The sequence below is a fragment of the Variovorax raffinosi genome (assembly GCF_051216615.1).
Taxonomy (GTDB): Bacteria; Pseudomonadota; Gammaproteobacteria; order Burkholderiales; family Burkholderiaceae_C; genus Variovorax.
Genome location: NZ_JBPJZR010000002.1, coordinates 102,181 through 118,331, shown reverse-complemented (window position 1 = coordinate 118,331; position 16,151 = coordinate 102,181). Strand labels below are relative to the sequence as shown.

The following is a 16,151-nucleotide window of genomic DNA, read 5'->3' as shown; positions in this document are numbered from 1 at the left end:
GGGCCGAAAGCGGCCGGAGCGCTCACAATTTGCCCCATGGAGCTTTACCAACTGAAGACCTTTGTCGCCATTGCGAAGGAAGGCAGCCTGACCCGCGCCGCCGAGCGCGTGTTCACCAGCGCGCCGGCGGTCAGCGCGCAGCTCAAGGCGCTGGAAGACGAACTGGGCGTGAAGCTGTTCGAGCGCACGCCCAAGGGCATGTCGCCCACCGAGGCCGGCCTCAGCCTGCTGGAAGAGGCCGAGCGCACGCTGGCCTCGGCGTCGCGCATGCGTTCGGCGGCCGACCAGTTGCGGGGCGCGGCGCAGGGCGTGGTCCGCTTCGGCACGGTGGTCGATCCGGTGGCGTTGCGGCTGGGTGATGTGCTGGTGAAGCTGGCGGAGCGCCATCCGCAGGTCACGCTGCAACTGAAGCAGGGGCTGTCTTACGAAACGCTGTCCGCCGTGCAGCGCGGCGAACTCGATTGCGCCTATGTGCTGAGCGACGGCGAGCAGAGCGAGGGACTGGAGCTGCATCGGTTGGGCGCGGTCGATCTGGTCGTCACGTTGCCGGTGCCAATCGCACAGGCGCATCCCGACCTGTCGCTCGACCAGCTCACGAACCTGCCGTGGGTGGGCACGCCGCTTTCATGCATCCTGCGTGTGCATCTCGAAAAGCTGTTCGCTGATGCGGGTCGCGAGTACCGCCAGGGTCGCACGGCCGATGGTGAAAGCGCGATCCGCAGCATGGTTGCGAGCGGCATGGGCGCTGGGTTGCTGCGGCTGGATCAGGCTGAGCAGGGAGAGCGCAATGGTGAGCTGGCGATCTGGCAGGGGTGGCGTTCGCACACTTGGCTTTGTTGGGTTGCGCCGGCTGGCGGCAAGCGCGCCGTGGCTGTGGATGCTGTGCGCAGTGCGGTGTTGGAGGCTTGGGCCTGAGCTTCTTGATGCGTTGTGTTTGATTTTTTGGGGCGCTGCTGTTCAGGGCGACGCTCCCGCCGACACGGTGCTCTTTTTCGCGAATGTCCCCCGCTTCGCTCCTCCTTTATTTCGCGAAAAAGAGCCCCGTATCGACGTGAGCGCTCAGAGCACTTGTTGATCAGCGAAAACCAGCGACGCGTCCATGTGCGAATGGCACCAGGTGCTCCCCGCAGCGAAATAAAGGAGGAGCGAAGCGGGGGACATTCGCGGAGGGGAGCACCTGGTGTCATTCGCACTCGCCCCGAATGACCCCGCCCCGAACACACCGCTCGCAAACGAAAAAACTGACCAACAACTGACCCGAACAGACACAGCACCGAACTTCACAGCAGAGTACGATGCCCGCCGCCACAACGCACCGCCCTCATGACCGCTGAAATCGCTCCCCTGCCTGGCCTCTTGTTGATGTTCGTGCTCGGTCTGCGTCATGGCCTCGACCCCGACCACATCGCCTGCATCGACGGCCTGACCTGGCGGGCGCTGTCGCACAAACACCGACATGCGGGCTGGGTCGGCACGTTGTTCGCCGTCGGCCACGGCCTGCTGGTCACCGCCATTGCGGTGGTTGTGAGCCGGCTCACGCTGCATATCGATCCACCGGCCGTCGTCATCCAGGTGTTCGAGTGGATTCCGACTGCGCTGCTCCTGCTGGTCGGCACCCTCAACCTGCGGCTGCTGCTCGGCCGCAATGAAGCGTATGCGCCGATGGGCTGGAAGATGAGCCTGATTCCCAAGCGCCTGCAGGCGCAGTCCAGCGCGTGGGCCATCATCGTCATCGGTGTGCTGTTCGCCACCGTGTTCGACACCGCCACGCAGGCCGCCGCCTGGGGCTACGTGGCCAGCAACCGCGACGGCGGTGCCTGGGCCGCGCTCACGGCGGGCCTGACTTTTACCGCCGGCATGGTCATCACCGACACGCTCGATGGCCGGCTGGTCTGCCGCATCAGCCGCAGCGCCGAAGGCCCCGAGGCCGGGCGCAAGGCGCGGCGCATTTTGGGTTGGCTGATCGTCTTCATCTCCTATGCGGTCGCTGCGTACAACCTGGCCAAGGCGTGGTTCCCGCAGGTCGAACTCAGCGACCTCGCGTTCTCGTGGACCGGCTTTGCGCTGGTCGCCGTGATGCTCGCGCTTTGGAGCTGGATCGCTCGCGCGCGGTCCCGCTCGGCCGCCGCTAACGCCGCCCCGAAATAGCGAAAAGCGCCGGGCAATTGCGGCTGTTTGCATCCGTCCGCGCCGTTCTTAAACGCTTCTTCTTAATGGGCTGGCCGAACGGCTTATTGCCCCCGCTGCGAGCCACCGATACCTTTGAATCGCGCCTCATCCGAGGCGCGATTCGCATGGAAAACGGACAACCACCACATGGCTCATTCAATCTCCGCGTTCCGGTCGTTTCACCACGGCCGGCGCTGGCAACAACTTCTGGCGTCTGCAGCGCTGCTCGCGGCCGCCACCTTTGCGTCGGCGGCCGAGCCCGCCAAGGACCACCCGCTGGTCGGGCGCTATGAAGGCTCGACCATGGACGCCTTCCAGGTCAAGAACTACGACGAGGTCGGACTGCTGCGCGAGCCGATCCAGCCCTGGGGCGACCCGAAGCCCAAGCCCAACCTGCTGCGGGTGGCGGGCAAGGTCTCGCTCTACTACTACCACCTGCCCGAAGGCCGCTCGCTGCTCGAAGTGCAGCGCAACTACGAGGCGGGCCTGAAGGCCAAGGGCTTCCAGATCATGTTCTCGTGCGGCACCAAGGACGGCAGCTGCTACAAAAAGGACCCGGAAAAGAGCGAGCCCAATACCGACGTCTCCGAACTGGCCACCGTCATCGACACGCCCGAATGGCCGCTGATCGGCTACGGGCGCACCTACGTGAGCACCTATTTCGAGAGCGACGGCCGCTACCTGCTCGCCCAGAACGACACGCCCAATGGCAAGGTCTACGCCAGCATCGCGTTCGCCGAAGGCAGCTTTCGCGGCAGCTTCGCGCTGGTGCGCATCGTCGAGACCAAGGCGATGGAAACCGACAAGATTGTCTTCGTCGATGCCCCGGCCATGCAGAAGAGCCTGCAGGAAAACGGCCGCGTCAGCCTCTACGGCATTCACTTCGACCTGGACAAGGACAGCATCAAGCCCGACTCGCAGCCTACGCTCGACGAGATCGCCAAGCTGATGCGCAGCAACCCGCAATTGCGCGTGCAGGTGGTGGGCCACACCGACGCGCAGGGCGAGGAGCCGCACAACGCCGACCTGTCGCGCCGGCGCAGCGTGTCGGTCATCGCGGCGCTGGCGAAGTCGGGGCTGGATGCGCGCCGCTTCACGTCGCGCGGGGCGGGCTCGAAGGAGCCGGTCGCGCCCAACACCAGCGAGGACGGCCGCGCGAAGAACCGCCGGGTGGAATTGCTGCGCCTGTAAGGCGCACGCACTCATGGATTGCCGGGGTGACAGGCCACGCGGGGGCCTGTCATCATTCGCGGCTGCATGAACCAAGATCCGCACACCCTCACCGATCTGTTGAACCGCGCCAGGCAGGCACTGGCGGACCCGCACGGCGCTCTTGCCGCCGCGCCGCCGGCCACCGGCGAGGCCGGATGCGTGGTGTTCCTCGCCATCGGCGAAGGCGCCAGCCGGGCCCGCGTGGCGTCGGGCCGGGGGGCGGACATCGAGGCGGCGTGGCGCCAGGCGGCCAGTGCGGCGGCGGCGCTTGCAAAGCGCATCGAGCACCCGACGCAGCGCCTGCGCGCGGAGGTGGTCGACCAGGTCTGGGCCCTGAGCTGGGGCGCGCTCAAGGCGCAGATGGCGCAGACCAAGCGCAACTATTTCAACCTGGGCATCGCCTTCGACGCGAAGTTCGACGTCGCGCTGCTCGCGCAGGAAATGCACGGCAGCGCGATCCTCTACAACGGCGACGTGGAGCATTCCGAGCCCAACACCGGCAACCTGCACCTGCACACCAAGCGCCGCTTCGGCCGCGAGATCGACTTTCCGGCGGACGACGCCGCGCCCGTCTGGTGCTTCACCACCCGCGCCGTGTACGTGGACGCCAAGGGCGCCTGGCCGATCGCCGCGCAAGGGCAGGCGGCCGGCCTGCGCACGCTGCCCGACTGGAACACCGCGCTGATCCGCGCGATGATCGACGACGCCAGCGTCTACCTTGCCAAGCAGGTCAAGCCCACGGGCGAATTCGACTACGGCTGGTTTCCCTGCTTCGACCGCGCCATTCCCACTTACAACACGCTGCGGCACGCCAGCTCCACCTACGCGATGCTGGAAGCCTGGGAGATGACGCGCGACGCCACGCAGAAGGCCGCCATCGATCGCTCGCTGGCCTTCCTGGCGACCAACCTGATACGGCCGGCCAACCTGCCGGACGGCACGCGCGCGGCCTACCTGCTGGACATCGGCAGCGAGATCAAGCTGGGCGGCAACGCCGTCTGCCTGCTCGCCTTCGTCAAGTACACCGAGCTGACCGGCGACACGCACTACCAGCCGCTGATGGAGCAGCTTGCACTGGGCATCCGCCACATGCAGGACCCGCAGACCGGCAGCTTCGTGCACGTGCTCAATGCGCCGGCGCTCGACGTCAAGGACAAGTTCCGCGTCATCTACTACGACGGCGAAGCCGCCTTCGGCATGATGCGGCTGTACGGCCTCACGCGCGACGCGCGCTGGCTCGCGGTGGTCGAGAAAGCCTTCGAGCATTTCATTGCCGCCGAGCACTGGCGCGCGCACGACCACTGGCTGAGCTACTGCGTCAACGAACTCACGCGCTTTCGGCCCGAGACGCGCTACTACCAGTTCGGCCTGCAGAACGTGTCCGGCTACCTGGACTTCGTGCTGGAGCGCATCACCACCTTTCCGACGCTGCTCGAATTGATGATGGCCGCGCGCGAGATGGTGCTGCGCATGGAAGCCGACCCGGCGCTGCGCCCGCTGCTGGCCGAGCTCGACCGCGACAAGTTCGACCGCGCGCTGGAGTACCGCGCGCGCTACCTCGCCAACGGCCACTTCTGGCCCGAGCTGGCGATGTTCTTCCGCAACCCCGATCGCATCGCGGGCTCGTTCTTCATCAAGCACCACAGCTTTCGCGTGCGCATCGACGACGTGGAGCACTACCTCTCGGGCTATGTCGCCTACCACCGGATACTGAAGGCACGTGAAGCGCGGCTGGCCGAACTGGCGAGCCAGCCTGCGGCATTGCAGGCGACGGCAACGGCAACGACGGTGGTCGCATGGGGTGGCGACGTGAACCTCGGGCGCCGCCAGCACTACCGCATGCACGAGCTGGGCGGGGCGCACAGGATGCTCGGCGACATCGCCGCGCTGCGCGAAGCCGACCTGCGCATCGTCAACCTCGAATGCGTGGTCGCCACCACCGGCGAGCAAGGCGTGGAAAAGGGCGAGGCCGGCCCGTACTACTACCGTGCCCGGCCCGAAATGCTCGCGGTGCTGACCGAAGCGGGCATCGGCATGGTCGCCACCGCCAACAACCACAGCGGCGACTACGGCCCCGAGGCGCTGCTGGAACAGCAAGGCCTGTTGAACGCCGCAGGCATCGCCCACGCGGGCACGGGCAGCACGCGCGAGGCCGCGTTGCGCCCGGCCTTCCGTCGCGCGGGCGGTGTGCGCGTGGCGCTGTTCTCGCTCGATGCCACGCAGCCGCGCTTCGCGGCCGGCGAAGAGCAGCCCGGTGCCGCATGGCTGTCGCTCGACGATCCCGCCGCATGGACGATCACGCTCGCGCCGCGCATCGAAGCCGCGCGCGCCGAGGCCGACGTGGTGCTGGTGGCGGTGCACTGGGGCGACAACCTCGAAACCGAGCCTTCCGCCGCGGAGATCGCGGTCGGCCATGCCATCGTCGATGCGGGGGCCGATGCGGTGCTCGGCACTTCGGCGCATGTGCTGCAGGGCATCGAGATCCATCGCGGCCGGCCGATCCTGCATGACGCGGGCGACCTGCTGTTCGACTCCATCCGCAACGACTTCGCGCCCTCCGGCGTGTTCTCGCTGACGCTGGGTTTGCACGGCGTCGAGCAAGTGATGTTCACGCCGGTCGGCGTCGGCTTCGGCTTCTCGAAGCAGCTCGGCGGCGAGCAGGCGCAGGCCGCGAGCGCGCGCTTCGCCGAACAATGCCGCGCCTTCGGCACCGAGATGACACCCGCGCCCGGCGGCTGTTGCGCCGTGCGCCTGTCGCCGCCCGCGCGGCCGGTGTCCAAGGCGGAGCCGGTGGTGATGCCTGCGGCGCCGCGCCCAACTACCGTCGTCGTCGGTCCGGTGCGTGCGCCGCGCCCCGAGTGGCTGGTCGACGCCGTGCCCATCGACGCGCAGATGCCGCCGCTGCAGATCGGCCCGCTGCGCCTGCTGGGCATGCGCTGCGCGCCACGGCAGATCGTCGGGCGCCGCATGCTGTGGGTCGAATCGTTCTGGACCGTCGATGCACCCGTGGCCGCCGACCTGCGCGTGCAGTTCCGCGCCGTGCCGACGCGCAGCACCACCATGCCGCCCTGGGGCGAAGGCATGGACCACGACCCCTGCGACTGGATGTGGCCCACCAGCCGATGGGAGTCCGGCCGCATCTACCGCGACCGCTACGGCCTGCGCGCACCGCGCCCCGGCCTGCTCGAAAGCGATGTGCTGCGGCTCGAAGTGCGCGTGCGCGGCGATGTACCCGGCCTGCCCAACCTGCCATCTGCGCGCCTGCTGCCCGTGTGGTGCGGCCTGCGCGTGCCGGACTTTCCGACGCCGCTGCCGCAGCGCCCGGCGCCCGTGCTCGCCGCACTGCGCCCCGGCGCGGGCCCGAACCCGGCACCGCTGTGGACGGCCGCGCAACTGCAGGAGGTGACGGGCGGCCATTGGCTGGTCGAGCCGCCGCCGGGCTGGTCCGTCAACTCGGTGGTGCGCGGCTCCAGCCACCTGGCGATGCTGCCCGGCCCGGCGCTCTTCGTCGCCTCCGACTACCGCACGCTGGCCGTGCACGAGAGCTACAGCAAGCCGCGTCCGGACAACTGGGACCGCCACCTCGAACTGCCCGGCCTGCAGCAGGCACTGGCCGGGGCCATGGTCGCGCATCCGGTGGACGGGCTCGACCCCGCCTTTCCGCTGCTGCAGGTGGACGATCCGATCCGCGCCATGCTCGCGCTGGGCGCCGCCGCGCGCGAGCGCTACCAGGGTTTCGTGGTGGGCGTGACCGGCACTGTCGGCAAGTCGTCCACCATCGCCATGCTGCGCGACCTGCTGCCCGAAGCGGCGCGCGTGCGCACCACCGTCGACAACTACAACTCGCGCGTCGGCGTGCCGGCCATCCTGGCCAACCTCGCGGCCGACGCGGACGTGTGCATTCTCGAAATGGCGCAGAGCGGCCTCTGGATGGAACGCGGCCCGATCTCGCTGGTGGCGCGGCCGCACGTGGCCATCGTCACCGAGATCGGCCTGTCGCAGACCCGCCAGGCTTCGACGCTGGAGCTGACGGCCGAATTCAAGTCGCGCATCTTCCTGGGCCTGGAGCCCGGCGGCGTGGCCATCGTGGCCGACCACATTCCCTGTCTTGCGCAGGTCGTGAAAGGGGCCGCGCGCACGGCGGGCGCGATCTGGGTGGTGGGCACCCGGCCCGACGCCGACGTTCGCGTGGTCGACACCCGCCCCGAGCCTGGTGGCGGCTGCCGCGTTCGCCTTGCCGTGGCGGGGCGTACGCTGGAATACGTGTTCCCCATCGAGAGCGCGGGCCTCGTGCGCAATTCAGCGCTGGCCTTTGCCGCATTGCTGGCCATGGGCTTCGATGGCGAGGCCGCCTGCGCGCGCATGCCGCATGTGCGCCTGCCCGCATCGGTGATGCAGGTGCGCGCGCTGCGCACGCAGGCCGGCGTGCAGGCCACGCTGATCGACGACAGCTGGAACGCCGAAGTCATGTCGATGCGCAACGCCATGGAGTTCGTGCGCACCTACCAGCGCGCGGAGACCGGGCCGGTCACGCGCAAGATCGGCGTGCTGGGCCGCATCATCAATCTCGACCAGGATGCAGAGGCCATGCACCGCAGCCTGGCCGCGCCGCTGATGGCATCGGGCATCCAGCATGTGGTGACGCACGGGCACGAGATGCGCTGGCTGCGCGAAGAAGTGCCGGCCGAACTGCTCGGGCCGCACTTCGACGATGCGGCGCAGGTGGCGGGTTACCTCGGCGACTTCCTGCGCGACGGCGACCTGGTGCTGGTGAAGGGCGACCGCCAGTTGTCCGACTTCGGCGAGATTCCGCGCCTGCTGGAAAAGCTGTGAGTGCATCGGGCCACCTTCGGCGGCATGCGCGCTTTGCGCTCATGCTGCTTGCGTTGGCGCAGACGGCTTGCGCGCAGCGCACCGGCCCCGATGTGCCCGCGCCCCTGGTGGCGTCCGGCGATGCCGTGCTGCACTGGAACCAGCCCGCCGTGCGCGTCAACTGTCCCGACCGCGCGGGCTACCTGTGGGTGCAACCGGTCGAAGGGCCCGCCTGCATCCGCTACTTTGCCAGCGACGACATCGAAGGTGCGCGCATGGCCATCGTGCAGTTCTCCGGCGACCGCGACGGCGTGATGGACCAGGCGCCCACGCGCATTCCCGAGAACACCGAAGTCTTGCGCACGCTCGATGCGCAACGCAATCGCGACCGCGCAGGCGTGCCGTGGATCTTTGTCGCGCGGCCCGGCACCTACGGCTCGTCGGGCGATCACCGCAAGCGGCGCCAGCCGGTGGAGTTTCATGCGCTCGACGCGGCGCTCGATGCGCTCATGGCGCGCCACAAGCTGCAGCGCATCGTGATCGTCGGCCACAGCGGCGGCGCCACGGCGGGCGCCGCGCTGCTGACGATGGGGCGCACGCGGGTGGCCTGCGCGGTGCTGACCTCGGGCGCCTTCGGGCTGCTGGAGCGCGCACGTCTGCTCGGCCGCTCGAAGGACGGCCTGACCGACACCACCGGCAGCACGCAGTTCTACGACCCGCTCGACCATGTGAGCGGCATCGCGCGCGATGCCTCGCGGCGCATCGTGCTGATCGGCAACCGCGACGACCAGAACACGCCCTTTGCGCTGCAGCAGCGCTTTGCCGATGCGGTGGCCAAGGCAGGGCACCGCATCGAGATCCGTACGCATGCGGCCGAGCCGCCCGAGTTCCACGACCTGAAGGACGGCATTGGCCTGCGCACCGCCTCGCTGTGCGCGCGCGAAGCCATGTTCCCGTCACAAGACCGCCCATGAGCAACAACAACAGCAGCATCACTTCGCGCGAATACGGCCGCATGCCCGATGGCCGAGCCGTGACCGAATACACCCTCGACAACGGCCGGGGCCTGAGCCTGAGCGCGATCAATCGCGGCGGCATCGTCACCGCGTTGCGCGTGCCCGACCGGCAGGGGCAGAGCGCGAACATCGTGCTGGCCCTGCCGACGCTGGCCGACTACCTGAGGCCGCATCCGCACCTGGGCACCATCGTCGGGCGCTATGCCAACCGGATCGCGGCGGGGCGCTTCACGCTCGATGGGGTGGCGCATCAGGTGGACCTCAACGACGGGCCCAACTCGTTGCACGGCGGCAAGGACGGTTTCGGCACGCGCTTCTGGCAGATCGAGCCGCTCGCGCCCGAACAGGCCGGCGGCGACATCGCCATCGAACTGCGCTACACCAGCGCCGATGGCGAAGAGGGCTACCCCGGCGAGGTGCAACTGGCAGTGCGCTACACGCTCAGTGCAACGGCCAACACATGGCGCATCGACTACCGCGCCGTGACCGATCGGCCGACGGTGCTGAACCTGAGCCACCACGATTACTTCAACCTTGCAGGCAGCGGCTCGGTGATGGACCACCGGCTGACGCTTCCCGCGAGCCGCTACTGCCCGGTGGACGCGACGCTGATCCCGCTCGGGCTGGCCGATGTGGCGGCGACGCCCTTCGACTTTCGCGAAGCCACGCACATCGGCGCACGCATTCGCGAAGGGCACGAGCAACTGTTGGTCGCGCACGGTTACGACCACAACTGGGTGCTCGAACGGCACGATGCCCGCGATGGCTTGGCGCTGGCGGCGCGCCTCGAGCACGAAGCCTCGGGTCGCGTGATGGAAGTGCACACCAGCGAGCCGGGCGTGCAGTTCTATTCGGGTAACTTCCTCGACGGCAGCCTGATGGGAACGGCCGGTGCGAGCCTGCGACAGGGCGACGGGCTGTGCCTGGAAACGCAGCACTATCCCGATTCACCGAACCGGCCGGGCTTTCCTTCGACCGTGCTGCGGCCGGGTGAAGTCTTCAGCAGCACGACCGAACACCGCTTCAGCCTTTGCTGAAGCCCATCCCTAGCCGGCGAACAGCGCGGCGGGCACGCCGGGGCTGCCGATGCGCACCGCGAAGAGCCCACCTGCCAGCGGTTCGGCCTCTTGCTGTTCGGCCGTGAGGCTGTTGCGCGCGGTGGTGATGTAGAGCGTGCGCATGTCGGCGCCACCGAAGGCGCAGTCGGTGACGTTGCTCGCGGGCAGCGGAATGCGGCAGAGTTCGGCCGCGCTCACCGGGTCGTGGCAGGTCACGCACGAACCGTCCCAGTGCGCGATCCACAGGCGGCCGGCCGCATCGGTGGTCATGCCGTCGGGCAGGCCGTCGCCCTTGGGAAAGCGATGCCACACGCGCCTGTTCGAGACGGTGCCCGCGTCCATGTCGAAGTCGTAGGCGTAGAGGTTGTTGAGCACCGTGTTGTTGAAGTACATGGTGCGGCCGTCGGCCGACCACGTCGGCCCGTTGGTCACCTCGAAGCCGTCGTCGTGCCGCGTGCAGCGGCCGTCGGCGTCGTAGCGGTAGAGCGCGCCGGTGGGCGCCTTGCAATCGAAGTCCATGCTGCCGGCCCAGAAGCGGCCGCGGGCGTCGCACTTGCCGTCGTTGAAGCGGTTGCCGGTGCGCTCGGATTCGGGCTGGTGCAGGTAGCGCGGCCTGGCGCCGGCACCGGGCAACTGCGTGGTGTCGAAGAGCGCGAAACCACGGCGCAGCGTGAGGACGAGGCCCGGCGCATTCGCGCGCTCGGAGATCGCGGTGATCTCTTCATCGAACTGCCAGGCGCGCCGCGCGCCGTCGGCGGGCCGGAACCAGAACAGGCGCGGCGTGAGGATGTCGATCCAGTACAGCGCCTGCTCGCGCTGCGACCAGAGCGTGCCCTCGCCGAGGTTGGCGCCTGCGGCCCAGATGCATTCAGGCGCGCCCTCGACAACCGGCACTGGAAGCGGGGGAAGGGGGCTTGTCTCTTGTCTGTTCATTGTTCTTTCCTTGTCTTGTCTTCTTGACGCGGCGGATCGTATCAAGGCATATTGATAATGGAAATCAAACAATACGGCATCAATTGATATTCATATTGCAATGTCATATGCCGACCTTCTTTCTTCCTGGAGACGTTCTGTGAATCCCCCGAAGCTCTCGATCCATCCCAGCCTGCAGGGCCGCACGGTGTTCGTCACCGGTGGCGGCAGCGGCATCGGCGCGGCCATCGTCGCCGCATTTGCGGCGCAGGGCGCGCGCGTGGCCTTTGTCGATATTGCCGAGGGCGCCAGCGCGGCGCTCGCACGGCAGATCGTCGAGGCCGGCCATGCGGCGCCGTGGTGGCGCGCCTGCGACGTGCGCGACATCGCGTCGCTGCAGGCGGCCATTGCCGATGCGGCCGCCGAACTCGGCGACTTCGCGGTGCTGGTCAACAACGTGGCAAGCGACGACCGCCACACGCTCGAATCGGTCACGCCCGATTACTACGACAACCGCATGGCCATCAACGAGCGGCCCGCGCTGTTCGCGATCCAGTCGGTGGTGCCGGGCATGCGGCGCCTCGGCTTCGGCTCGGTGGTCAACCTGGGCTCCACGGGCTGGCAGACCAAGGGCTCGGGCTACCCCTGCTACGCGATTGCCAAGTCGTCGGTCAACGGGCTCACGCGCGGGCTCGCGGTGGACCTAGGCAAGGACCGCATCCGCATCAACACCGTGTCGCCCGGCTGGGTGATGACCGAGCGGCAAGTGAAGCTGTGGCTCGACGACGAAGGCGAGCAGGCGCTCAAGCGCAACCAGTGCCTGCCCGACAAGCTGATGCCGGAAGACATCGCGCGCATGGTGCTGTTTCTTGCGTCGGATGACGCGAAGATGTGCACGGCGCAAGAGTTCACGGTGGACGCGGGTTGGACGTAACTAATTAGCGTGCGGGACTGTCCGCGCCTGCCTGCTGCAGGCCGCCTCATCATTCCTTCTGCAAATACCAAACGACAGAGCCACTCTGCGTGCTCGCCGGACCGGGCATGGGCTGGCCGCGCTCGATGTGCTCGATGCGGTTGTTCAGGCGAGGGGCTTGCCAGTTGCCAGTCTGGGGGCAGGGGTCACCGGCGAAGGCTGTCAGCGCCGCAGGAGGGTGTTGCTCTGCAGAAGTTGCGATGTTGTAGTGCGCTTCTTCTGCCGGCACTGTTCCGTCGAGATAGCGGCGGTCTTCCCATAGCAGGCGCCAGCGCACGGGTACGAGTTCGTTCGTGCCTTCAGGCTGGTACTGATGGGCCGTTTGGCCCTCAAGGAAGTAGTTGGGGCAGCCGACGCCACCGATGAAGAACCAGGGTTCATAGATGCCATCCAGCAGGATTTTCTCGCCACTGATGATCTGGCCTTCATTGGATTCATTCTTGGGCGGGCAAGGAGGCAATACTGCTGGAAAGGTGCGGCCTGGCGGCCAATTGGACCAGCCTGGTGAAGGTGGTTCCTGGAACAGGGACTCGTAAGTCCAGTGCGTGAAAACTCGATTGCCTCCGTCCGCACGCACCCCGAAATTCAGTCGGTACATGAAGCTAAAGTTCGAGGTGCATTTGAGCGCCTTGATGCGTAGGTTGGCTTCCCAGCATGATTTGACAAATCCGGTCTCCGGCTTTGGATTTCGACTCGTAGGTCTGAGGATGCCCAGGGCGATGAAAAATGGATCGAAATCCAATCCCCATTCCTCGGCACCTCTGCCGAAAAGAGGGAACTCCTCGCTTGCTGCAACGATGGCTCTGTACGCACCTTCTTTGCCAGTTCCCGTCCTTAGCGCATTGATGCCCTGCTCCAACTCGACAAGGCGAGGCAGGAAGGTATGGATGTATGTTTCTTCCAACCACTTCTGGTTGGGCCACGGCGTGTCCAACTGCTTTTCATACGCATCCAAGAACAAGCGATACAGCCCGACTGCCTGATTGATGAAAGTCAGGCTGGTCCATTTCTTAAGTAGATGAAACGCCTTGGCGCGTGACTCCGCTTCCTGTTCAGGCGTCATGGTCTTCGGTGAGAGCATTGTCATTGGGGCTCCTCGTTTGCTTGCTTTCCTGTGATGGCAGTTCCGCGCAGTGCATAGCCCTCAAGCCGAATCTTGGCCGAGCGCTCGCGCTCGGCCAGCATCAGAGCCTGCGCTTGCTTTTGATTGGGCAGCCACACGTCTACCCAGTGCGTGCGTGTGGCACGAATTTTCTTGCTGATCCATTCACGAATCGGCGCGTTGTATGCGTGATCGAAATCCACGAAAAACTGAATGTCTCCTCCGGGGAAAATTCGCATGGTGGCTTCTGCCGAAGTTCCTTCGTTATCCAATTGCTCTGCAATTCGCCCACGCCAAACTCGCATGCCTTCCCAGTCGAGCGGGACGGAAATTCCAAGGTCACGCATTTCTTGTGCTGTGGGGACCTTCATCTCGACATAACTTCCGTTTTTGCTCCACTTGTGCTTGACTGCACATTGGGTGCGCCACGCTGTGCCGTTGGAGGGGAGGTGTGTGGTCCAGAAGCGGCCCGGAATAGTCCAAGGCTTTCCCAACTCAGCGGTGTCGACAACACGGACCATGACGGCGCCGGGCCTCTGTGTGATGGCTTCGATCGAGGCTTTGACACTAAAAGTAGGAATCGGAGGGCCGCGATCAAATTTTGGATCCCGCAAATCTGTCCAGTGGTCCTTGTGCACGTAGTGCGCTTCGCTCGCAGCCGTATGCCCCAAGCTCGCTCCCATATCCCGAGCCAACTCTGCCAATCGAGCCTCCTCAGTCATCACTCGGGTGCCGCTCGTGCCAACGGTGATATTGGCCCACGTCCCGTCAATCAGGTGCTGGCGCAACCGATTGAGCAACTCGTTCAGATCCTTGATGGCTTGCACGAGTTTGTGCGCACCCAGTGGCCGCAGAACCTCGAGCTTGGACGGGAGCGCCCTCAGGTGTGCCAAAACTGCTGCAGGCAGCACCGCGCTCATGTTCTTGGCGATGAATTGAACGGCATTGCCGATGCGTGTGTAGTCGTAATCCTTCGTCGCGTAGCGGCCACTGGTCAGGCGATGGGAGGGCACGAAGCTGTGGATGTACTCGGCATCGAGCTTCCAGCCGGGCGCGTGGTACTCGACTTCACGGTAGATCGCACTGTCTTGCGGCCGATAGGCACCCATGGCATCGCACAGGACCAGCCGGTGCTTGCCCTCCGAGTGTTCGAAGTGGTAGCTGATGCCCCACTCCTGGCACAGGCGCTCGAAGAACTGGAAGTCGCTCTCGTTGAACTGGGTCTGGTAGTCGCGCACCGGGTAGGTCTCGAACAGGCGCTTGTCGACGGGAAAGGCATAGCCGGCCAGCAGTTCATCGAGGACCTCGACCACTGTCTTGTTCTGGAAGATCCTGCAGTCGGTGCGCAGGGTGGCCAGGTGCAGCCAGGGGCGCAGCGTGAGCTTGTACTGGACATGCCGCCCTTCCTCGCCCCACATGCCGGCATCGGTGATCAGGGCGTTGATCTGGCGGGCAGAGCCGTCATCGAGTTCGATCGAGCAAGCGATCTCCCGGCCGATGAACCCATCGAGGTCGAAGTCCGCAGCACCCGAGGCGCCGAGGTTCAACGCATCAGGGGTCTTGAGAAGAAGCTCGTAGGCAAAGAGGCTGTCGAGCCCTTCGTGCCCTGACAACCGCACGGGCTCCAGTGCGGGCAGTCCAAGAACAAGAGGGATCGCGGGGGAACGAACTGAGAGTGTGCGCGAGGCATTCGACATCGGCGACCTGTGTGACAGCAAGAGGTCGCCGCAGTCTTGACGCAATGCCGTGCGGACACTGCAAACAATGGTCACCTCACGCAGAGGTGGCCAACAAACTATCGAAAAGCGTGAAAAAGCGGCATGGCCCGTTCAGCTCATGTCCAGCTTGCGTCCGTAGACGCTCATGCTCGCCGTCTTCAGCGCCTTCATCATCACCTTCGCCGCCGGCGACAGCAGCCGATCAGTGCGCGTGATGATGCCGAAGGCGTCCATGTGGCAGGGCATGTCCAGCGGCAGCAGCGACACGATGCCGTGCGATGCGTAGTAGCGCGCCACGTCGGTCGCCAGCACGGCGACCATGTCGCTCTGTTGCAGCATGCGCGTGATGAACAGCAGGGCCGAGCTTTCGATGGTGTTGGTCGGCGGCGCCAGCCCTTCTTCCTGGAACATCAGCTCGAAGCGATGCCGCAGCACGCTGCCGGCGGGCGGCACGATCCAGCCGGCGCTCACCACATCGCGCAGCGTGAGCCCGCTCACGCCGAGCAGCGGATGGCCGGGGCGCACCAGCGCGCACACCGGCTCTTCGCTCAGCGCCTCGTAGCGCAGTTGCGACTTGTCGTGCTCGGCGAACAGCCGCGCCACCAGGATGTCGAGCTTGCCCTGTTCGAGCCGCTCGATCAGCACCGGGCTGGTTTCGATCTCCAGCGACACGCGCAGGTCGGGCTGCTCGCGCTTGACCATCGCCACCGCGGGCGGCATCAGCGTGAGGCCGGGCGCGGTGATGGCGCCCACGCTCACCTGGCCGAAGCGGCCGGCCTTGAGCGCGGTGAGTTCGTCGTGCGCCTGGTTCAGGCTGGCCAGCGCCACGCGGGCGTGGCGGATCATGGTTTCGCCGTACCAGGTGGGCCGCATGCCGCGCGGCAGACGGTCGAACAGCGACACCTCCAGCACGTCCTCCAGGTCTTTCAGCAGCTTGGAGGCAGCCGGCTGCGTCATGTTGAGCACCTGCGCCGCGCGGTGGATGTTGCCTTCCTCGGCCAGCGCCACGAGCAGCAGCAATTGACGGGTTTTCAGGCGGGCGCGGATGAACCAGTGGTTGTAGTTGGTCATGGCTCTTCTTCTCTTGTTTTTGGAAACCAAGGGCTGATCGGGTTTTCCAGAATCCGGCGATCGATATGCATTTTGTCTAAAAAACGATTGGATCGATATCGATTCTGT

General features: G+C 66.2%; 11 protein-coding genes. 7 read left to right on the top strand and 4 right to left on the bottom strand.

Going from position 1 to position 16,151, the window contains the following annotated elements; translation table 11 throughout:
• Positions 1–36 precede the first annotated feature (36 nt).
• From ACSFB7_RS06615 to ACSFB7_RS06590, 6 genes are all read left to right on the top strand, one after another.
• The gene (locus tag ACSFB7_RS06615; RefSeq protein WP_435468286.1) at positions 37–915 is read left to right on the top strand and encodes a LysR family transcriptional regulator; all 879 of its coding nucleotides are present in this window, start codon (positions 37–39) and stop codon (positions 913–915) included.
• A gap of 408 nt (positions 916–1,323) precedes the next feature.
• Entirely contained in the window at positions 1,324–2,148 is an 825-nt protein-coding gene (locus ACSFB7_RS06610) for a HoxN/HupN/NixA family nickel/cobalt transporter (protein WP_187114068.1), read from the top strand.
• Between the two features lie 168 nt (positions 2,149–2,316).
• A complete protein-coding gene (locus ACSFB7_RS06605; protein ID WP_435468284.1) occupies positions 2,317–3,360 on the top strand; it encodes an OmpA family protein in 1,044 nt (347 codons plus the stop codon).
• Positions 3,361–3,426: 66 nt separating this feature from the next.
• Complete coding sequence (locus ACSFB7_RS06600) at positions 3,427–8,214, top strand: CapA family protein (RefSeq protein ID WP_435468282.1); 4,788 nt, start codon at positions 3,427–3,429, stop codon at positions 8,212–8,214.
• The gene (locus ACSFB7_RS06595; RefSeq protein ID WP_435468280.1) at positions 8,211–9,167 is read left to right on the top strand and encodes an alpha/beta hydrolase family protein; all 957 of its coding nucleotides are present in this window, start codon (positions 8,211–8,213) and stop codon (positions 9,165–9,167) included. The genes ACSFB7_RS06600 and ACSFB7_RS06595 overlap by 4 nt, the downstream gene beginning before the upstream one ends.
• The gene (locus ACSFB7_RS06590; protein WP_435468278.1) at positions 9,164–10,246 is read left to right on the top strand and encodes an aldose epimerase family protein; all 1,083 of its coding nucleotides are present in this window, start codon (positions 9,164–9,166) and stop codon (positions 10,244–10,246) included. The genes ACSFB7_RS06595 and ACSFB7_RS06590 overlap by 4 nt, the downstream gene beginning before the upstream one ends.
• A gap of 9 nt (positions 10,247–10,255) precedes the next feature.
• Here ACSFB7_RS06590 and ACSFB7_RS06585 read toward each other — a convergent pair whose 3' ends face one another.
• A complete protein-coding gene (locus ACSFB7_RS06585) occupies positions 10,256–11,200 on the bottom strand; it encodes an SMP-30/gluconolactonase/LRE family protein (RefSeq protein WP_435468276.1) in 945 nt (314 codons plus the stop codon).
• Positions 11,201–11,339: 139 nt separating this feature from the next.
• On the opposite strand from ACSFB7_RS06585, the gene ACSFB7_RS06580 reads away from it, so the two are divergent.
• Positions 11,340–12,113, top strand: a complete 774-nt coding sequence (locus tag ACSFB7_RS06580) for an SDR family NAD(P)-dependent oxidoreductase (protein WP_435468274.1) — start codon at positions 11,340–11,342, stop codon at positions 12,111–12,113.
• A 49-nt stretch (positions 12,114–12,162) separates the two neighbouring features.
• On the opposite strand, the gene ACSFB7_RS06575 is transcribed toward ACSFB7_RS06580, so the two are convergent.
• From ACSFB7_RS06575 to ACSFB7_RS06565, 3 genes are all read right to left on the bottom strand, one after another.
• Complete coding sequence (locus ACSFB7_RS06575; protein ID WP_435468272.1) at positions 12,163–13,239, bottom strand: Imm71 family immunity protein; 1,077 nt, start codon at positions 13,237–13,239, stop codon at positions 12,163–12,165.
• Positions 13,236–14,951: a type VI secretion system Vgr family protein gene (locus ACSFB7_RS06570; protein WP_435468270.1), complete on the bottom strand. Its 1,716-nt coding sequence runs from the start codon at positions 14,949–14,951 to the stop codon at positions 13,236–13,238. The genes ACSFB7_RS06575 and ACSFB7_RS06570 overlap by 4 nt, the downstream gene beginning before the upstream one ends.
• Positions 14,952–15,083: 132 nt before the next feature.
• On the bottom strand, positions 15,084–16,043 hold the full coding sequence (locus ACSFB7_RS06565; protein WP_435468268.1) for a LysR family transcriptional regulator: 960 nt from the start codon (positions 16,041–16,043) through the stop codon (positions 15,084–15,086).
• Between the last annotated feature and the right edge of the window lie 108 nt (positions 16,044–16,151).